This is a genomic window from Campylobacter sp. CNRCH_2015_0814 (assembly GCF_025772765.1).
Taxonomy (GTDB): Bacteria; Campylobacterota; Campylobacteria; order Campylobacterales; family Campylobacteraceae; genus Campylobacter_D.
The window spans coordinates 130,290-149,521 of record NZ_JAKMSR010000002.1; the positions used below are offsets into that span (position 1 = coordinate 130,290).

At 29.0% G+C, this 19,232-nt stretch carries 20 protein-coding genes; 4 read left to right on the top strand and 16 right to left on the bottom strand.

All coding sequences use genetic code 11. The features are described from left to right. Positions 1 to 2: 2 nt before the first annotated feature. Positions 3 to 971, bottom strand: coding sequence for a DUF3298 and DUF4163 domain-containing protein (locus L8X24_RS01790; protein ID WP_263663342.1), 969 nt, complete (start codon positions 969 to 971; stop codon positions 3 to 5). Further along, the gene (ybeY, locus tag L8X24_RS01795) at positions 972 to 1,385 is read right to left on the bottom strand and encodes an rRNA maturation RNase YbeY (protein ID WP_257404513.1); all 414 of its coding nucleotides are present in this window, start codon (positions 1,383 to 1,385) and stop codon (positions 972 to 974) included. A 52-nt stretch (positions 1,386 to 1,437) separates the two neighbouring features. Between ybeY and queC the strand changes: the two genes are divergently transcribed. Both queC and L8X24_RS01805 read left to right on the top strand, forming a co-directional pair. Then, positions 1,438 to 2,103: a 7-cyano-7-deazaguanine synthase QueC gene (gene queC / locus L8X24_RS01800; protein WP_263663343.1), complete on the top strand. Its 666-nt coding sequence runs from the start codon at positions 1,438 to 1,440 to the stop codon at positions 2,101 to 2,103. Positions 2,104 to 2,165: 62 nt separating this feature from the next. Beyond that, complete coding sequence (locus tag L8X24_RS01805) at positions 2,166 to 2,738, top strand: YceI family protein (RefSeq protein WP_263663344.1); 573 nt, start codon at positions 2,166 to 2,168, stop codon at positions 2,736 to 2,738. Positions 2,739 to 2,781: 43 nt separating this feature from the next. On the opposite strand, the gene L8X24_RS01810 is transcribed toward L8X24_RS01805, so the two are convergent. The 6 genes from L8X24_RS01810 to mobB all read right to left on the bottom strand — a co-directional run bounded on the left by L8X24_RS01810 (position 2,782) and on the right by mobB (position 7,960). After that, complete coding sequence (locus L8X24_RS01810) at positions 2,782 to 3,525, bottom strand: substrate-binding domain-containing protein (RefSeq protein ID WP_263663345.1); 744 nt, start codon at positions 3,523 to 3,525, stop codon at positions 2,782 to 2,784. 61 nt (positions 3,526 to 3,586) lie between these two features. Continuing rightward, positions 3,587 to 4,528 (bottom strand): hypothetical protein, encoded by a 942-nt coding sequence (locus L8X24_RS01815; protein ID WP_263663346.1) that lies wholly within the window; start codon positions 4,526 to 4,528, stop codon positions 3,587 to 3,589. Further along, entirely contained in the window at positions 4,529 to 6,415 is a 1,887-nt protein-coding gene (gene metG / locus L8X24_RS01820; RefSeq protein WP_263663347.1) for a methionine--tRNA ligase, read from the bottom strand. Positions 6,416 to 6,428: 13 nt separating this feature from the next. Continuing rightward, a complete protein-coding gene (locus L8X24_RS01825; protein WP_263663348.1) occupies positions 6,429 to 6,623 on the bottom strand; it encodes a hypothetical protein in 195 nt (64 codons plus the stop codon). Continuing rightward, a complete protein-coding gene (locus tag L8X24_RS01830) occupies positions 6,623 to 7,471 on the bottom strand; it encodes a class 1 fructose-bisphosphatase (RefSeq protein WP_039618219.1) in 849 nt (282 codons plus the stop codon). Before L8X24_RS01830 ends, L8X24_RS01825 begins: the two co-directional genes overlap by 1 nt. Positions 7,472 to 7,480: 9 nt before the next feature. Beyond that, a complete protein-coding gene (gene mobB / locus L8X24_RS01835) occupies positions 7,481 to 7,960 on the bottom strand; it encodes a molybdopterin-guanine dinucleotide biosynthesis protein B (RefSeq protein WP_220566249.1) in 480 nt (159 codons plus the stop codon). An 86-nt stretch (positions 7,961 to 8,046) separates the two neighbouring features. Here mobB and L8X24_RS01840 point away from each other — a divergent pair, with 86 nt between their 5' ends. Further along, a complete protein-coding gene (locus L8X24_RS01840; RefSeq protein ID WP_263663349.1) occupies positions 8,047 to 8,541 on the top strand; it encodes a hypothetical protein in 495 nt (164 codons plus the stop codon). Here the strand turns inward: L8X24_RS01840 and L8X24_RS01845 are convergent. From L8X24_RS01845 to gltX, 3 genes are read right to left on the bottom strand one after another with little or no spacing between them, the layout of a single operon-like run. Then, positions 8,429 to 10,066, bottom strand: coding sequence for a lytic transglycosylase domain-containing protein (locus L8X24_RS01845; RefSeq protein WP_263663350.1), 1,638 nt, complete (start codon positions 10,064 to 10,066; stop codon positions 8,429 to 8,431). The genes L8X24_RS01840 and L8X24_RS01845 overlap by 113 nt on opposite strands. After that, a complete protein-coding gene (locus tag L8X24_RS01850) occupies positions 10,067 to 10,354 on the bottom strand; it encodes a YggT family protein (RefSeq protein ID WP_012661430.1) in 288 nt (95 codons plus the stop codon). 1 nt (position 10,355) lies between these two features. Continuing rightward, the gene (gene gltX, locus L8X24_RS01855; RefSeq protein ID WP_263663351.1) at positions 10,356 to 11,651 is read right to left on the bottom strand and encodes a glutamate--tRNA ligase; all 1,296 of its coding nucleotides are present in this window, start codon (positions 11,649 to 11,651) and stop codon (positions 10,356 to 10,358) included. 133 nt (positions 11,652 to 11,784) lie between these two features. Between gltX and L8X24_RS01860 the strand changes: the two genes are divergently transcribed. Next, complete coding sequence (locus L8X24_RS01860) at positions 11,785 to 12,207, top strand: PepSY-like domain-containing protein (RefSeq protein ID WP_263663352.1); 423 nt, start codon at positions 11,785 to 11,787, stop codon at positions 12,205 to 12,207. 20 nt (positions 12,208 to 12,227) lie between these two features. Here L8X24_RS01860 and L8X24_RS01865 read toward each other — a convergent pair whose 3' ends face one another. From L8X24_RS01865 to L8X24_RS01885, 5 genes are all read right to left on the bottom strand, one after another. Continuing rightward, positions 12,228 to 12,761 carry a HyaD/HybD family hydrogenase maturation endopeptidase gene (locus tag L8X24_RS01865; protein ID WP_263663353.1) on the bottom strand — a complete coding sequence of 178 codons (534 nt, stop codon included), beginning with the start codon at positions 12,759 to 12,761 and terminating at the stop codon, positions 12,228 to 12,230. Beyond that, positions 12,758 to 13,450 (bottom strand): Ni/Fe-hydrogenase, b-type cytochrome subunit, encoded by a 693-nt coding sequence (gene cybH / locus L8X24_RS01870; protein ID WP_263663354.1) that lies wholly within the window; start codon positions 13,448 to 13,450, stop codon positions 12,758 to 12,760. The genes L8X24_RS01865 and cybH overlap by 4 nt, the downstream gene beginning before the upstream one ends. Positions 13,451 to 13,465: 15 nt before the next feature. Continuing rightward, positions 13,466 to 15,181 (bottom strand): nickel-dependent hydrogenase large subunit, encoded by a 1,716-nt coding sequence (locus tag L8X24_RS01875; RefSeq protein ID WP_257404504.1) that lies wholly within the window; start codon positions 15,179 to 15,181, stop codon positions 13,466 to 13,468. Positions 15,182 to 15,183: 2 nt separating this feature from the next. After that, positions 15,184 to 16,323, bottom strand: coding sequence for a hydrogenase small subunit (locus tag L8X24_RS01880; RefSeq protein WP_263663355.1), 1,140 nt, complete (start codon positions 16,321 to 16,323; stop codon positions 15,184 to 15,186). Positions 16,324 to 16,482: 159 nt separating this feature from the next. Then, entirely contained in the window at positions 16,483 to 19,056 is a 2,574-nt protein-coding gene (locus L8X24_RS01885) for an ATP-dependent Clp protease ATP-binding subunit (RefSeq protein WP_263663356.1), read from the bottom strand. Positions 19,057 to 19,232: the final 176 nt, after the last annotated feature.

Here is a 19,232-nt window from a genome sequence, read left to right on the forward strand (position 1 = left end):
GCTTATTTGATTTTACTCAAATAAGCAAGTTTTGAATTTTTCTTCCAAAAAGGTTTTAATTCATCAAAACTTATAAAAACTTCAACTGCTCCTGTTGAATATGGAGCTATCTCATAAGGTTCCCATATAAAATTTAATCCATCTTTTCTTACTTCAAAAATTTCACTCATTTTAAGCTCTTTAATATCAAATAATTCATTTTCACTATATAAACTTAAAATCTTTTGCTTAATCATATTCTGAAAATCTTCACTTTCTATTTTTAACTCATTTTTTATATTTATAAGTTTCATATCATCAATACTATAAGTTTTTCTTAAAAAATTAGTCATACCATGAGCACCACCTTTATATTCATAAATATTTTTTCCTAAAGAGATAATATGCTCATCTTGGTAAAACATATAAGCTTGAGAAAAAAACTCATTATTAGAAATGTTTTCTTTACTCCATTTTTCAAAGCTTTCTTTTGCTTTTTGTTTTAATGAATTTTTATCTAAATTCTCATTAAAGTCATCAATAATTTTATTTAATTTTTCATTTTTACTTGTTGATTTTAAAATATCTTCACTAAAGTCAAATTCTATAGTTTTATTAGCATCTAGTTGTTTTTGTTCTTTAAGTGATAGCTGATTAATCATCGTATTTGTCTTGCTGGCTAAAAAACTAAATTCTTTTTTTACTTCATCTATTTTGCATAAAGCATCAAATTTATTTTTATGCATATCTTTTAAAACGCAAGTTCCAAAATCTGCTATATCTATATAATATTCATCATTCTTAGCACTACCCCAAAAACTGTATTGTTTTTGTTTTGTTTGGACAAAACCATAACTAGTGTTACTTTTAATGGAACTATATAAGTGAATATCAAATTCCTTTCCTTCTAAAATATTTAATGTAAATGTATTTTCATTATATGCATATAAACTCGCACATAAACCTAAATTTAATATTATTTTTTTAATCATTCAATCCCCTTCTTGTGTTCTTATAATTAAACTTTTTGGTAGTTTAAAATACTCAATCCATTCTTGTTCTTTTTGTCTCATTTGTCCTTGATCTACCTCATGATCATAACCTTGCAAATGAAGCATAGCATGTATAAAAAGCAATGCCATCTCTTCTTCATTGCTGTGTTTATATTCCATTGCTTTTTTACTTACTTCATCTAAATTTATCACAATACTACCAAGCAAATTTTCACAATTTTGCACTAAAGGAAAAGACAAAACATCTGTAGTTTTATCTACTCCTCTTTGGTTAAGATTAATTTCATGCATGGTTTTTTCATCTACCAAAACAAGTTCTATATTTTGATCACTCATTTTTTGAGCAATTTTTTCAAGAAAAGAAATATCCATTTCTTCTTCGCAAAAAATCATTATTATCCTTTTGATTTTATAATTTCAAATTATATCAAAATTAAGGAAAAGTATGAAAAAAGCTCTTTGTATTATAAGTGGTGGTATGGATAGTACTTTATGTGCGTATTTAGCCAAAAAAGAAGGATATGAAATCATTGCTTTGCATTTTGATTACAATCAACGCACCATGCTTAAAGAAAGAGAATGTTTTAATAAAATTTGTGAAAAACTTAATATAAAAACAAAATATATTTTAGATGTTTCATTTATAGCAAATATTGGTGGTAATTCTTTAACGGATTTAAATTTAGAAATTCCTAAAGAAAAGCTACACGAAAAAGAAGTTCCAAATACTTATGTTCCTTTTAGAAATGGCATTTTTTTATCTATTGCAGGAGCCATAGCTGAAAAAGAAAAATGCGAAAGTATTTTCATAGGAGTAGTGCAAGAAGATAGCAGTGGTTATCCTGATTGTAGTGCAAATTTCATACAAAAAGCAAGTGAGTTTATCAATGAAGGCACAACAAAAACTTGTAATGTTACAATTAAAACCCCATTAGTTCATCTAAGCAAAGGACAAATAGTTGAATTAGCCTTAAAAGAAAAGGTAGCCTTAGAATACACTTGGTCTTGCTATGAAAGAGAAGATAAAGCTTGTGGTAAATGTGATAGTTGTTTATTAAGATTAAAAGGCTTTAAAGAAGCCAATGTGAAAGATTTTATAGAGTACATTTAAAATTTACTTTCATTTTATTTTTGTTTGTATAATAGATTTTACAAATTAAAAAAGGAGAATTAATGAAAAAAATACTACTTGGTTCATTTTTAGCTGCTTCAATTTTAGCAAGCAATGCTTTAAGTAAAGAATTTATTCTAGATAAAGCTCATACAAATGTAGCTTTTAAAATCAAGCATTTACAAATTAGCAATGTAAATGGAAATTTTAAAGACTATGATGCAGTGGTTGATTTTGATAGTACTAAATTTGAATTTAATAAACTTCAAGCAAATGTAAAAGTTGCTTCTATAAATACTGAAAATAAAGCAAGAGATGCTCATTTACAACAAGATGATTTTTTCAAAGCAAAAACTCACCCAAACATCACTTTTACTATGAGCAAATATGAAAAAATTTCTAATGAAAAAGGTAAGATGTATGGCTCTTTAAATATTGCTGGTGTAAGTAAAGATATTGTTTTAGATACTGAAATTGGTGGGGTTATTAAAACAGATAGTGGTAAAGAAAAGGCAGGATTTACTTTACAAGGACAAATTAAAAGAAGTGATTTTAAATTTGCTCCAGATACCTCTAGTTTGACACTTAGTGATGAAGTGCAAATAAATATAGAAGCAGAAATTAACGAAAAATAATTTAAAAAGCATTTTACAATAAAGTAAAATGCTTTAATTTAATTTATTTAGCTAACCAACCTTCTTTTTCCCATACTTTTTGCGCTTCTTTGCTTTGTGTAAATTCTATAAATTCAGCTACTTTTGGATTTTTTAAACCTTTTTGTGTTGGTACTATTTCAGCAGCTCTATAAATAATTGAGTTTTTATCTGCTTTTATAAATTTATTTTCTTTCTCACCAACTGCTTTAATCCAATGTGTCCAAATGATTAAAGCATCGATATTTGGATTATTTTTCCACTCATCAACTGCTGCTTTTGAATTCTTAGCATACACTTTGATGTTTTTTCTAAGTTTTTCTAGGTTTTCGATTTTTCCTGTTTTTAAAGCCATATCTTCATACAAGCCAACCTGCCCTGCTCCATCAACTACCATAACATTAACACCATCTTTTAAAAGGTCTTCAAATTTTTTAATTTTTTTAGGGTTATTAGCTCTTACTATCATACCTGAACCTCTAGCATTTAAAACCTGAACATCTTGTATTTTGATTTGTTTTGACATAGCTTTAACAAATCCATCCATCATAGATGTGTTACCAGAATAAATGATATCAGCATCCATTTTGGCTTGTTTGATCCATTTAGGTGTTGGCCCTGCATTAACGATAACTTTTTCTCCGCTTTTTGCTTCAAATTGTTTAGCAAGTTCTTTTAAAACAGGAGCTGGACCGCCTGGGCCATAAACTAAAATTTCAGCATTCAATGCAGCTGCAGCAAATAAACTTAAAAATAAAAATTTTTTCATATTTTTCCTTTAAATTAATAAAATAAAATTAGAAATATAGCTTTTTAAAGTATATATTTTTTTAATCAAATAAATTAATATTTTTTTCATAGACAAAAAAACATTCTAAAAAGTCTTCTATGTTTTCTTTTATCAAGCAATATCTAAAGTCAATAAAATTGTTTAATTCTTTTAAATCTGTATAAGAAAAATCACAAAATAAAGAATTTTTTAATGCAGTTTTAAAACCCTTAGTGTCTTGAAGTTTTTGTGCTATAAAGTCAAAATCCTCATCATTTTCCACGAGTAAAATCACCCTAGAGCTACCTCCAAAAGCACAAATTTCATTTTTTGAGTTTAAAAAATAGGCTTTAAAAAGTTCTAATTTTTTATCATTAAAACTAAAGGGTAATTTTTGACTTTCTATAAATTCAATAAAACTAGCAAAAATATCTGCATAAAAAAATGCAAATTTTAAATCTTTAAAATACAAATTTTTACAAAGCAAACTCGTTTGAAATAAAGATTTTGAGCCTAAAATTTCATATTTACAAGCTTTTAAGGTATGAAAATTTGATTTTAATTTTAAAATAAATTTTTCATCATCAGAACAAAAGAAAGTTTTTTCTTTAGAATTTTTTAAAAGATCAAAATCTAATAAAATATTTGAATTTAAGACTTTAAAATTAAAGGCTTTTGCAAATTTTAATTCTACATGATTGCAATATATAAATTCATAAGATTTTTCTTCACATAAAAATCTAAAAAGCCTAAAAATAGCTTCTTCAAGATCATCAACTTGAAGATAAAACACATCTTTATCTTCAAGATTTAATTTCTCCTCGCTTACTATAACATAAGCTCCAAGTTTTATAGCAAAACTAGCTTGTTCATTATTCTTAGCAAAAAATACACTTGCTTGTTTGACTTTGTTTAAATCTATACTAAAATCATAAACACTAGAAGTTGCTCCATAGTTTAAAACTTGAGCATTAACAAGCTCAATAAAATTAGAAATATTCATCTAGCCTATTAAAGCTCCATTTTCGATAAAGCTTTGTGGACTAATTAAAACTAATTTACCATTTTTTTCTGCACTTAAAATCATACCTTGGCTTTCATGGCCAAAAATTTTAGCTTTTTTTAGATTGGTAATGACACAAACTTGCTTGCCTATTAACTCACTAGCTTTATAAAATTTAGCAATACCCGAAAGCACTTGTCTTAGTTCGCCATTTTCAAGTTCAAGTTGAAATTTTAAAAGCTTTTCACTGCCTTCTATATTTTGACAATCTTTTACTAGTGCTATTTTAATTTCAATTTTTTTAAAATCATCAATTTTAATTTGAGCTAAACTTGGCTTCTCTTCTACTTTTTCTTCTTTTTTGTTTTCTTGTGTTAATTCAACTTTTGGAAATAAAGCTTCACATGCACTTGATTTTAAATCGCATAATTGATTATTTAAAATTAGTTTTTGATAGTTTTCGTTTGAAATTTCAAAATTTAAAGCTTTGGCAATTTTTAAAGCTGTTTTTGGCATAGCAGCTGAAAGTAAAATAGTAACTTTTGTTAAAATATTAGCACATAAAGCTACTAAGGCATTAGCTTTTTGCATTTGATCATTTTTAATTAAATTCCAAGGCTCATACCTACTAATACTTAAATTTGCTAAAGATAAAGCCTTAAAAAGCTCTTCTAAATAGCGATTTGGCTGGATATTTTCTAAAGCATTGATTGCATTATCTAAATACTCTTTACATTCATTTAATTCTTGATTAAAATACAAATTCACATCTTTACAATCAATAATATTTTGAGAATACTTAGCACTCATGCCGATAATTCTATTTAATAAATTTCCAAGCTCATTGCTTAATTCTGCATTGATTCTAGTGATTAATGCTTTTTGTGAAAAATCCCCATCATTGCCAAAAGGAACTTCTCTGAGTAAAAAATATCTAAAAGCTTCTAAACCAAAAGTATCTGCTACTTCTTTAGGTGCTACTACATTGCCTTTAGATTTGCTCATTTTTTCACCATCTTTAGTCCACCAGCCATGCGCTGCTACAAATTTAGGCAAAGGAAGTTCTAAACTCATCAAAAACGCAGGCCAATACACTGCATGAAAACGCAAGATATCTTTACCTACAAAATGAATATGAGCAGGCCATAGATCCATATTTTTATCATCAAGTCCATAACCCAAAGCACTCACATAATTCATCAAAGCATCAAGCCAAACATACACCACATGTTTTTCATCATTTAATTCTTTTGGAAGCTTTATACCCCACTCAAAACTCGTTCTTGTAATAGAAAGATCTTTTAAGCCACCTTCTACAAAATGAATCAACTCATTAGCCTTATTTTTAGGTAAAATCGGCTCTTTTTCTTTATACCATTTAAGAATTTGATCTTGATATTTAGAAAGCTTGAAAAAATAACTTTCTTCTTTTAAAAGCTGTGTTTTTTTACCACAATCTGGACAATGACACTCATTTACAAGCTGAGTTTGGGTAAAATAACTCTCACAAGAAACACAATAAAAACCTTCATAAGTTCCTTTATAAATATCACCTTTATCAAACATTTTTTTAAATGCTTTTTGTACGCTTAATTTGTGATTTTCATCTGTAGTTCTAATGAAATAATCATAAGAAATTTCAAACTCATCCCAAAGTTTTTTGAACTTAGAACTAATTTCATCTGCATATTCTTTAGGGGTAAAATTTCTAGCACTAGCAGCTTGCTCTATCTTTTGGCCATGTTCATCTGTACCTGTTAAAAAGAATGTTTTTTCTCCTTGCAAGCGATAGAATCTAGCCAAAGTATCTGCTATAATCGTAGTGTAAGCATGACCTATGTGTGCCACATCATTTACATAATATATCGGAGTAGTAATATAACGCATTTTCAACCTTTAATTAAAAATCAAATCCACCTTCTTTACCTTTAGACATACTCTTATAAACTGCATCAATATACTCTTTTCTTAAAGAGCACTCAAAAATCATAGAGCAAGGTAAACAAGATTTTAAGTTTTTATCGTTTTGACAAGCTTGAAGTTCATTTTTTTTAGCTTCTAAAGCTAGTTCAAATTCATCTTTAACTTCAGCCATTAAAGCCCTTTATAAGCTTGTTTTAGTTTTTCAATTTCATATTTTGAACCCAAAAAGCATGGCGTACTTGCATGGATTTTTTCAAATTCTAAATCAAGCAAAGAATCATTTTCTCCATTAGTAGAAAACCCTCCTGCTTTTTCAAAAATAAAAGCAAAAGGAAATACCTCAAAATATGCTCTTAATTTTCCATTTGGCGCATCGCTTGTTGCAGGATATGAAAATAATCCTCCACCTTTGAGTAAAATTTGGTGTAAATCACTTACCATAGCACCTGAATATCTCAAACGATATCCTTCATCAAATAAAGCTTTTATAAAAGCTCTATGAGTATTTGACCAATTTTTTTGTGTCCCACCACTTGCATTTAATTTACCTTTTTCGTTTAATTTTAAATCCTTAACAAAAACAAATTCATCATTTTCATTTAACCTATAAAGCTTAGGAGTATCTATGCATACTATAAGCTCTAAACGCACACCATAAATAGCATAAACTGCCGCTTTTAGATTTTTTGCACTAGCCTTTTGCTCATAAATAGCAAAAATAGAACCTATAGCAAAATTCACATCTACCAAAGATGAGCCATCTAAAGGATCATAAGCAACAATGTATTTTTCATTTTCATTGATTAATAATTGCTCTTGTTTTTCTTCACTAATTAAGCTTTTTATACCTTTGCTTTGCTTTAAAATTCTAGTGATGATCTCATCGCTTTTTACATCAAGTTTTAATTGATTATCTCCAGTGGCATTTTGAGAAGTAGTATAATCAAAATCTTTTAAATATCTAAGTTCTTTTGAAATTTCAATCACTGCTTTTTGTATATCGTTAATTAATTCTTGCATATTTTACCCCTATACTTTTTTTGAATTTTTTAATATAAAATCACAAATACTTTCTAAATCATCCAAATAAAGCCAAGTTAAATTTTTATTTTCGATTTTCTCATAGCTTGCAATAGCCTTAGAATAAGCAAAATAGCTCTCATCCACTTCTTTGCAAAAAACACTAATTCTTGGCATATCTAAGGTTTTTAAGCCCTCTATAAATAAAAAATCAAATTCCCCTAGTTTGGAAATAGCTTCATCTAAAGTACTTGGAGAATGCGTAAATAAAGTTGTCCTTGTAGGGCTTAAAACCATTACATCAGCACCACTTTGAAAAAATTTAAAACTATCTTTTTTTGCTATATCAAAACTTGCTTTATCTTTTGGATCATGTTTTATAATACATACTTTATAATTTTGTTCCATAAAATATTTAGCAACTTGAGTTATTAAAGTTGTTTTACCTGAATTGGAAGGCCCACTAAAAGCCATTGCTAATCTTTTCATAACTTCCTTAAATCAAAGAAAATAAACAAAATTATATCTTTTTAAAAGTTAAAAGCTTATAATTATAAAAAAATTAGGAATAAAAAATGAAAAAAATTTATATGATTATTTTTTTAACACTTATTTTTACTGCATGCTCAAATAAAACCCAAAAACAAAGTGAAATCGATTTAAAAAGTCAAACTCTTATGTATGCACAAAAAATCAATTTTAATTATAAAGATAATAGAGTAATAGCTTTGTTAAGTTATCTAAATCCTGTATTAGATGAAAAAAGCCAAAAAGAAGTTTTTGTGCTTAGTTTTTTACCAAATATCAATATCAAACAAGAACAAATTTCAATACTCATAGATGGAGAAAAAACTAACTTAAAAGCCTTAGATCAAAATGATGAGTTGTTTAAATATATCATCAAAAGTGATTATGCAAGTTATTACAAAATCACCCTTGATGAGTTGGTACAAAAACCTATTTTAAAACTTGATTTGTGTTTTGAGAATCAGTGTTTTGAGTTAAAGTTTCAAAAAATTTCGAAATCGGTGTATTATCGTTCAGAAGATGCAAATACACAATATAATTAGCTAAAACCTTTTTAGCATACACCCTACTTTCTGCATAAGGAACAAGTTCCATAGATAAAAATGGCTCGTACTTTCCTGCTCTAAACATATCTTCTCTTTTAAGCATTCTAGTAGTAAATCCTATACCTCCATTATAAGCATAAGCCACAAATACTGGAGAATTAAGTTTAGATTCTAAATAATCTAAATGATGATTTGCAAAAGTATAGGCTGTTTTTGGATCAAAAAGCATATCTTGGTCAAAATTTGGAATTTGCAATTCTTTATTGCCTATATGATTAGCTAAAAATGGAATAAATTGCATAATACCTAAAGCATAAGAGGTTGAAATGGCTGTTGGGATAAAACGGCTTTCTTGTCTAGCTAAAGCTAAAATCATAGCCTTTCTTTGTGTAGAATAATCTTTTAAATACTCAAAATAAGGCATAATGAAATAATGTTTTTTAAAACCCTCAGCTCTTTCTTTAATATAAGCATAAATAGCGATATTTTCTTTAGTATAAAAATCTTTTGCAAGCTTTTCTAACTCATTAGGAGTACCTTTTGCAATTTCTTTTGCAAGTTTTTGCCAAGCAAAAGGATCTTTCATATCAAAATCATTTTTTTGTTTTTTTGGACTTAATTCTTCTATTTTAGGCAAAGGCAAGCCCTTTAACTCCCTTGCATAAAGACTATAAATATTTAAAGAATCACTTTGAGCAAGCTCATCAAGATACTTTTTATCTTGAGTGATTAAATAAATCCAAAAATTTGCATTATCTACTAAAGGCTTACTTTTAAAAGTATCTTTTGCTACTTGGAAAAATTCCAGTGCTTTTTTATCGTCATTTTCTAAAATAGCATTCACACCTAAGTAAAATGCATTATCTTGAAAAGTTAAATTTGCATCTACATTAACCAAAGATTTTCTTATCAATGGACTTTTTTTCTTAATGATAATTTCTTTTACAAAATTTGTAAATTCTTTTTCTTTTGCTAATTCATTTACAAAATCTTTTTCTAAGAAAAAATCCTTTTTATCTTTTAAAAAGCCATAAATTTTATAAAAATTTGCACTATCATAATTTAAAACCGCATAACTTAGAGGATCTTTAGCATTAAAAGCTTCTAAGAGTTTTACTAAATTTGGATTATCTTGTGAGATATTTTTTTTCATTTCATTACGCGTTGTAGTATTAAGATCTTGTATAAAAGTTAAACTGTTTAATCTTATAAGCTGACAAGTAGCATTAGCATCTAAGATATTTTGCGTATTAAATTTATAACAAGCTTCATATTCTTTATTATATCCCAAAGGTGGAACAATCGTTTCAATAGCATTTTTAATACGCCCTGCATAACGATAAATATGCTCTTTTAAACCTTCAACTTCTTCTTTTTTAAATTCATTTTTTTCTAATAAACGATATAAATAATAATCCTTAGCCAAAGAATTTGATTTTTGCTCTAATTCTTTGTAAGAATACATCGCACTATTTGCAAAAACTACTCCAACTAAGAGTAATACCACACTTTTTTTCAACACTTATAAACTTCCTAAAATTAAATTTGATAAAAATATTTGGATAAATTTTAATCCTAAAATAATAATCAAAGGTGCTAAATCAATACTTCCTATAGTAGTAGGGATAAATCTTCTTACAAAAGCATAAGCAGGATTAGTTAAACGATATAAAATTTGTACTATAGGATTATATGGATCAGGCCTTACCCAAGAAATTAAAGCAGCAATAATTATAATCCATACATAAATTTCAATCACTAAAGAAAAAATTTGCACCAAAGACACAATCAAACTTGTTCCAACTCCCATTTTACTCCTTTATAATTTCTTTAATAAAAGGCTTGATTAAAGTATAAATTTCACTCATTTCAGGTCCGTGAGTAACCCCTGTTAATACTAAACGCAAAGGCATAAAGAAATTTTTACCTTTTAAATTTGTTTTTTCCATCAAAATCTTTTTAAACTCATCGTATTCTTGAGGCAAATCTAAATCTTTTAAAACCTCTTTAATTAACCTACATTCACTTTCAAATTCATTATAATTTTTAACTGCAAAAATAGTTTGTATTTTTTCTTTTATCTCATTTAGCGTGCTAGCTTCTTGAGTATAAAATTTTGCAAGCTCTGCTGCATCTTTGCCTAAATTTAACAAAGAATTTAATTTATCATTATCAAGCATTTTTATATGCTCACGGTTAATTTGCATTAAGCGCTTAGTGTCAAATCTAGCAGGAGATTTTGAAACTTTTTTCAAATCAAACCATTCTATAGCTTCTTCTAAAGTAAAAATCTCTTTTGGAGTTTTATTGCCTAAAAGGATTAAATAATTTGCAATAGCACTTGCTAAATATCCATTATCAAGCATCCATTTTACACTAGAATGAGCCTCTCTTTTACTCATTTTAACACCTTCTTCATTTAAAATGATAGGTAAATGCGCATAAGTCATGCTTTTATCATAACCCAAACTTGCTCTAATATGCTCTTGCTTAGGAGTATTTGAAACATGATCTTCCCCCCTTATAATACAAGTAACACCTTCTAGCATATCATCAACCGCACAAGCAAAATTATAAGTTGGGGTTTTATCTGCTCTCATAATCACAAAACTATCAATATCTTCAGGATTAAAACTAATCTCGCCTTTAATATAATCAGTAAATTTCATTTGAGATTGAGGTTTTTTAAGACGGATTACAAAAGGTTTCTCACAATTTAACACATCAATATCTGCTAATTTTTCACAAGTACCATCATATCTATATGCTTGATTTTTACTTTTAGCTAATTCTTTTTTATGCGCTAACTCATCCTCAGTACAAAAACAAGCAAAAGCTTTTTTTTCACTTACTAGCTTTAAAGCCATTTGACGATGAAATTTCAAATTCTCACTTTGTACATAATAATGCTGCCAAGTTATACCAAATTCTTTTAAAATAGCTTTTATTTCCTCTTCTTTTCCAGCAATATTTCTAGCATTATCCGTATCTTCAATACGCAAAATAAAATCTGTATTTTCTTGTCTTGCTTTAATATAATTAAACAAAGCTGCTCTTAAATTTCCAATATGCATATCTCCAGTAGGCGATGGTGCAAACCTATACATTATTTATCCTTTTAAAACTTTTTTATCATTATACAATTAAATACTTGCTATTTATTTTAAAAAAACAAAGTTCACACAAAATTCACTCAATATTTATATGATTTCACAAATAATTCAATTTAAAGGATAAAAAATGAAATTAAAAATAGCTTTAATGGCATTAGCTCTAGCAAGTTGTGTTTTTGCAAGAGATATGGTTGTAGGTGTAAATGCTTTACCAGCAAATTCTAAAAATTTTATACAAAAACACTTTACAGGCTCAAACATAGCTTTAGTTAAACAAGATATTGATAGTTTTGATGTTTATTTAGACAATGGAACTGAACTTGAGTTTTTCATCAATGGAGATTGGAAAGAAATTGATGCAAAATACAGACCGATTGATACTTCTTTTTTAAGTCCAAATGTTTTAACAACGATTAAGAAAATGCATCCAAATGCAAGTATAATTAAAGTTGAAAAAGAAATTCAAGGTTATAAATTTAAACTAAATAATATGATGGAAATTTATACTGATGTAAATGGAAATTTCTTAGGACAAAAATTTGATGATTAAAAATTAAGCTAAGCTTTTGCTTAGCTTTTATAAGAATTTAGAGCAAGCTCTTGTATATTATAATTAGCAACTCTCTCATAAGTAAAGCCTTTTTTCTCTAAAAAATCAAGTAAAATTTTCTCCATTTTTTCTAAAGCACTCAAGACTTCTTTTGAAAGTTTAAAACTCAATGGTTCTATGCGCTTTGGCACACAGGCTAAAATTTGAGTTTTAGGCAAATCTCCCATAAGCTCCATGTATTGTAAAGTTTGAAGCATTTCAACCTCATGTGCACTACCACTCCAATTAACTTTTTTGGGCATTGCATCATAAGGAAAGAAAAAAATATCTCCGATCTTAGCATCATCTGCTGCAATACAATCAATCACAACCATTTCATCATATTCAGCTATAATATAACTAAGTTGTAAAGCCAAAGTTCCACCATCTACAAAGCTCACTGAGTCTTTTTCGTGATAAAACTTATAATTTTTTTCTAAAAGTTTGCAAAGATGAACGCCTAAGCCCTCATCTGCAAACATAATATTACCAATGCCTAAGATTAGAAGTTTCAATGATTTTCTCTTACAAATTTATAACCACTAAAGATAGCATCTAAAGCACCATCTTTGCCTTTAACTGAGTTAAACACAGCCATATAAATATGCACTGGAACAAAAATCAACACAATCCACATTAAAATTCTATGGTAAGTTCTAACATCGGCTAATCCACCTAACATTACTTCAATAGGTCTTAAGATGTTATATAAAAATCCACCCAAGCCTTCATGATATACATGCATATAAAGGATTAATCCTGTTAAGATAAGTCCAAACATAACAAGATAAAAGAAAAAATAAGTTACAAATTGCAAAGGATTATATACACCTTGCAAATGCGGGTGCTTTCCTAAGAAAATGTAAAATTTAATCTGCTCTATCCATAATTTTACATTAAAAATATCTTTTATGCTTTTTCTCTCACCATCACTTTTTGAATCAAAAAAGAACAAATATGTTTTAAAAATCACACAAGCTATTAAGATAAATCCAAAAATTTGGTGTACCATACGGTATTTTGCCTGCATAAATAAAGTTGGTTCAGATGAAATAGATGGAGATTGAAATACATAAGAAATATAATATCCAGTCCCTACTAAAATCACGATCGCAACTGCTCTTAACCAATGTGTAAAACGAAGGCCAATACTAAATTCGTATTCAGCCTTTCTATTTGATTTTAAGGAATGTTTAGAATCCATACTAAAGTCCTTTCCTTATAAATTTACATTAACTTTATACTCGCTAAGATTATTGCCTTTAGTATCCATTACATGTACAGCACATGCTATACAAGGATCATAAGAGTGAATAGCTCTTATTACTTCTAAAGGTTGTTTAACATCAGCTAGTTTCATACCGATAAGACATTGCTCATAGCTACCGCCTACTCCATTTGCATCTTTTGGACTTGCATTCCAAGTAGAAGGTACTACTGCTTGCCAATTTTCAATTACACCATTTTTAATTCTACACCAATGACTCAACGCACCACGAGGCGCACTTCCCATAAATCTACCTTTGTATTCTTTATTTTTATCGATTACATAAGTAGCACAAGTGCTTTCATCTGTTTTTAAATTTTCGACTAAAGAATTAAATGCTTTTAAACCATGATCAGCAATGATTTTAGCTTCAATCGCTCTAGCACCTGTTCTTCCTAAAGTACTCATAAGTGCTTTAAGTGGTAAATTTGTGGTTTTTAAGAATGAATCAACTGCTTCTACTACGATTTTATTACCCTTAGCATAATTTACTAAAATATTTGCTAATGGTCCAACTTGCATAGGTAAATTTTCATATCTTGGAGCTTTAATCCAGCTGTATTTACCTTTAGTATCAAATACCTTACTATGAACCATATTGCCTTTATCATCAATGCTTTCACCATCAATTAAGCCTGTATAGTTTGGATTAGTTTTGCCATCATAAGGATGTAAAGCTTCATTGTCTGCATACCATGATCTTGTAGCTTCTTCAGTGATTTTAGCTTCATCTACTTCTTCAACCTTACTCAAATCACCATTTCTAATAATACCACCTTCAAACAGCCACTCATCGCTAGAAACTTGGAATTCTTTTTCAGTGTAGAAATTATTTACTCCTACATCATTTAATACACTTGCTTCTTTAGAATAAGCTTTTGCAGCCATTATGATATCTGGATAATAAGCACGATTAATAAAATCAGCTACTTCTTGGAATTTAGTCATATATTCAGCCATTCTTGATGGGTTTAAAAGATCCATAACACAAGTCACACCACCTACTGTTAAGCTTTGTGGATGAGGATTTTTAGCACCAAAAATCGCCATAGCTTGAGCTATTGTTCTTTGAATTCTTAAACATTCTAAATAATGTGAAAGCGCAATAAGGTTTTGCTCAGGAGTAAAGCGATAAGTTGCGTGTCCATAATAAGCATTTGCAAATGGTCCAAGATTTCCTTTATCTACAAAGGTTTTTAGCCTTTGCTGTACTTCTAAAAGTTTATCTGCACCTGTTGCATAAGGCATATCGGTGTATTTAAACGCTTCATCACTTGCTTTTTTTACATCAGCACTTAAAGCACTTACAACATCAACAAAATCAAGCCCATGAAGTTGATAAAAATGCACCACATGATCATGCATGTATAAAGCTGCATTCATTAAAGTTCTGGTTAAAACAGCATTTAATGGCGGGGTAATACCTAAAGCATTTTCTACCGCAATAATCCCTGCTCTATAGTGTGAAAAAGTACAAACACCGCAAATTCTTTGAGTTAAAAAGCCTGCATCTCTTGGATCACGACCTTTTACAATAGTTTCCAAACCTCTCCATAGAGTTGATCCTGAATATGCTTCTTTAATGACATTATTTTCATCAACCACCACTTCAACTCTTAAGTGTCCTTCTATTCTAGTAAGTGGATCTATAATAATTCTTTTTGACATTCTTAATCCTTATTCTTTTCTAATGAAGCAATTACAGCGTGCGCAGCAACAGCAACACCTGTTACACAAAGCACACCTATACCAATTTTATCTGAAATACTATCAGCACCCAAACCATAAACAGTATCAAATAATCTTCCTGCCATCACTTCTTCAAAAGGCCCCATAGTATCCCAAAAATCTGGTTCAGAACAACCTATACAACCATGTCCAGCTTGGATTGGCCATGAAGTATGTTGATTAAATCTTTCTCTTGAGCAATTATTAAAAGTATAAGGTCCTTTACAACCTACCTTATAAAGACAATATCCCTTTTTTGCCCCTTCATCACCAAATTGTTGCACAAATTCACCCGCATCAAAGCGTCCTCTTCTTTCACAAAGATCATGAATTCTTAATCCATAAGCCCATTTTGGTCTATTATAAGCATCAAGCGCTGGCAATGTTTGATACAATATATAATGAATCACATTACCTATAATGTTTTTCTCGCTTGGAGGACAACCTGGAACGTTAATAACTGTTTTATTTGTAACTTTACTTAAACTCACAGCATTACTTGGATTAGGTCTAGCAGCTTGAATACCACCAAAAGCTGAACAGGTGCCTATAGCAAAAATAGCCAAAGCATTATCACAAGCTTGAACTGCTATTTGCTTACCTGTTTTACCGTGTGGTCCTATAGTTAAAAAGTTTTCTGTAGCACCTGTTGGTATACCACCTTCTACCATTAAAATATATCTACCTTTATATTTTTCCATAGCAGCTTCAAGATTATGCTCAGCCTGCCAACCTGCTGCACCCATTATAGTTTCATGATATTCTAAAGAAATATGATCAAAAATTAAACTATCAATAGTAGGAGTATCACTTCTTAATAAACTCTCAGAACATCCTGTACATTCAGCCATATGAAGCCAAATCACTGGAAGTCTATCACTAAGCTCAGCAGCTCTTGCAACTACTGGAGTAAAGCTAGCAGGTAGTGCCAAAAATGCAGTCATTGCACTAGCCCATTTCATAAAATCTCTTCTTGAAAAACCTGATTGTTCTAAGGCTTTAGAGATAGAAATCTCATTTTTCAAAAGAGGAAGTTTTTCTAATGCGTCTAAACGGCGATTAAAAATATCTAAATCACTCATTTGTTGTTCCTTAAATATAGAAATATCATTAAAGATTTTAAAACATTTATTGTTAAGAATAGATAAAAAATAATATTTTTTTAAACAAATATACGAAGTATTTACAATTTAATGTTAATAGGATAATTTTACTCTAAAATAAGCAAGTATTACACTTGCTTATTGTTTAATGATGACAATCTCATCATCTTTAGAATCTATAATAATCTCATCATTTTCATTTAATTCATCAGATAATATCATATCACTTAATTTATCTTCTACCATGTCATATAAAGCTCTTTTTAATGGTCTTGCACCAAAATCTACATCAAAACCAACCTTTGCTATTAACCTAGCAGCATTATCGCTCAAACTTGCTTTAATACCTCTATTTTCAAGACTTTTTTGCAAGGTATTAAAAAGTAATTTAACTATTTTTTCAGCTTCACTTTCTCCCAAAGGATTAAAAGTAATAATTTCATCTAAACGATTTAAAAACTCGGGTCTAAAAAAGCTTCTAAGGGCTTCTTTGATAGCTTTTTCTCTTTCTTCGCCCTTTAACTCCATAATAAAATTTGCACCTATGTTAGAAGTTAAGATAATAATAGTATTAGTAAAATCAACCGTTACGCCTTTACTATCTGTAGCCCTACCATCATCTAAAATTCCCAAAAGTATATTAAATACATCCTTATGGGCTTTTTCTACTTCATCAAATAAAATCACACTATAAGGCTTTCTTCTAACAGCTTCAGTTAGTTCTCCTCCTTCTTCATGCCCTATATATCCTGGAGGTGCACCTAAAAGTCTTGATATGCTGTGTTTTTCCATAAATTCACTCATATCAAAACGCACCATAGCTTTTTCATCATCAAATAAAAATTTAGCCAAAGCTTTAGCACTTTCTGTTTTACCTACTCCAGTTGGCCCTAAAAATAAAAAGCTTCCTATAGGCTTAGTTGCTTGATTTAGCCCTGCTTTATTACGTTTAATAGCTCTAGCCAAGGCACTTAAAGCCTCATCTTGTCCTACGACGCTTTCTTGTAAATACTCTTGAATGTGTAAATATTTTTGCTTTTCAGAAGTAAGCATTTTTTGCACGCTAATACCTGTCCATTTACTTAAAATACCAGCTACTAAATCCTCATCTACTTGGTTTTTAAGCAAAACTCCTTCTTGGGTCATTTGTTTCCATTTTTCCTCTAAATTTAATACCTCTTTTTCGCACTCTAAAATTTTGCCATATTCTATTTCAGCAGCCTTTTGGAAATCTCCTTTATTTTTAGCTAAAATAGCTTCATTTTTTAAAGTATCGATTTCTTTTTTCTTTGCACTTATACCATTAAATACTGCTTTTTCATTTTCAAATTTGGCATTAAGTTTGATTTGCTCTTCTTTTAAATTTGCTAATTCTTTTTTAATCTCTTCTAATCTTTTTTCATTAGTTTCATTTTCTTCCATTTTTAAAGCTTCATTTTCTACTTCTAAGCTTTCAATTTGTTTTCTAACCTTTCTTAAAGAATTTGGCTCACTTTCTATTTGCATTTTTAATTCTGCTGCGGCCTCATCAATTAAATCAATCGCCTTATCAGGTAAAAATCTATTAGCTATATAACGCTTAGATAGTTTTGCAGCTGCTACCAATGCACTATCATTAATAGTTACATTATGATGAATTTCTAATTTCTCTTTTATACCTCTTAGCATTGCTAAAGCTTCATTCACGCTAGGTTCAGCTACATTTACAGGTTGAAATCTTCTTTGCAAAGCCGCATCTTTTTCAAAATATTTTCTATATTCTTTTAAGGTTGTAGCGCCTATAGTATGAAGCTCACCTCTTGCTAAAGCAGGTTTTAAAATATTTGCCGCATCCATACTTCCTTCATTTGCACCTGCACCTACAATGGTGTGAATTTCATCTATAAATAAAATTATATTTTTGTGTTTTATTACTTCATTTACAACAGCTTTTAATCTATCTTCAAATTCACCTCTGTATTTTGCTCCTGCTATTAAAGCACTCATATCCAAGGCTATGACTTTTTTATTTTGCAATGAAGTAGGAACATCTTTTTTTACTATTCTTTGTGCTAAAGCTTCTACTACAGCAGTTTTTCCTACCCCTGGCTCACCTAATAAAATAGGATTATTTTTAGTTTTTCTGATTAAAATTTGCATTAATCTTTGAATTTCTTCTTCCCTGCCTATGACAGGATCAAGTTCATTGTTTTTAGCTTTCATAGTCAAATCAATACCAAATTTAGACAAAGAATCAAGCGTTTCATCGCTTGTTTTGGTTTCTATTTTAGCTCCAGCTCTAATAAATTCTAATTCTTTTTTAAATTCATTTAAATCTACAAATTTAGATAAAAGTTCTTTAATAACCCCACTCGTACTTTCTGAGACAAGCCACATATCCACAGCCAAATAGCTATCTTTGTTTTCTAAAGCCAAGCCTTTTGCTTTTTCTAAAGAATTAATAAATTCATTTGAAAATTTAATATTATCTTTATTTACATTTGAGCTAGTAGGAAAAGATGAAATTTTACTTTTTACTTCTAGCTCAAATGCCTCTTTAGAAACATTTAATTTATTAAAAACTTGATTTAGCAAACTTGAACTATCAACACTTAAAGCCCATAATAAATGCAAAGGTTTTATTTCACTATTCTTAGAATGAATGGCCAAAGAAATCGCACTTTCTATATTTGAAAGCATAGAATCTGTTAAAAAATCTTGTATATTTGCCATTTTTGCTCCTTTTTTACTTTTATATGAGATGTATTATATAACTTTAGTCTATTATTGTCAAGTTTATTTAGTTATATTTATAAATAATTTTTTATATAAACACACTAATATAATAAAAATATTTACTTTATTTACGATTTTTTAAGCAAAAATAACTAAAATTAGATAATTATTTT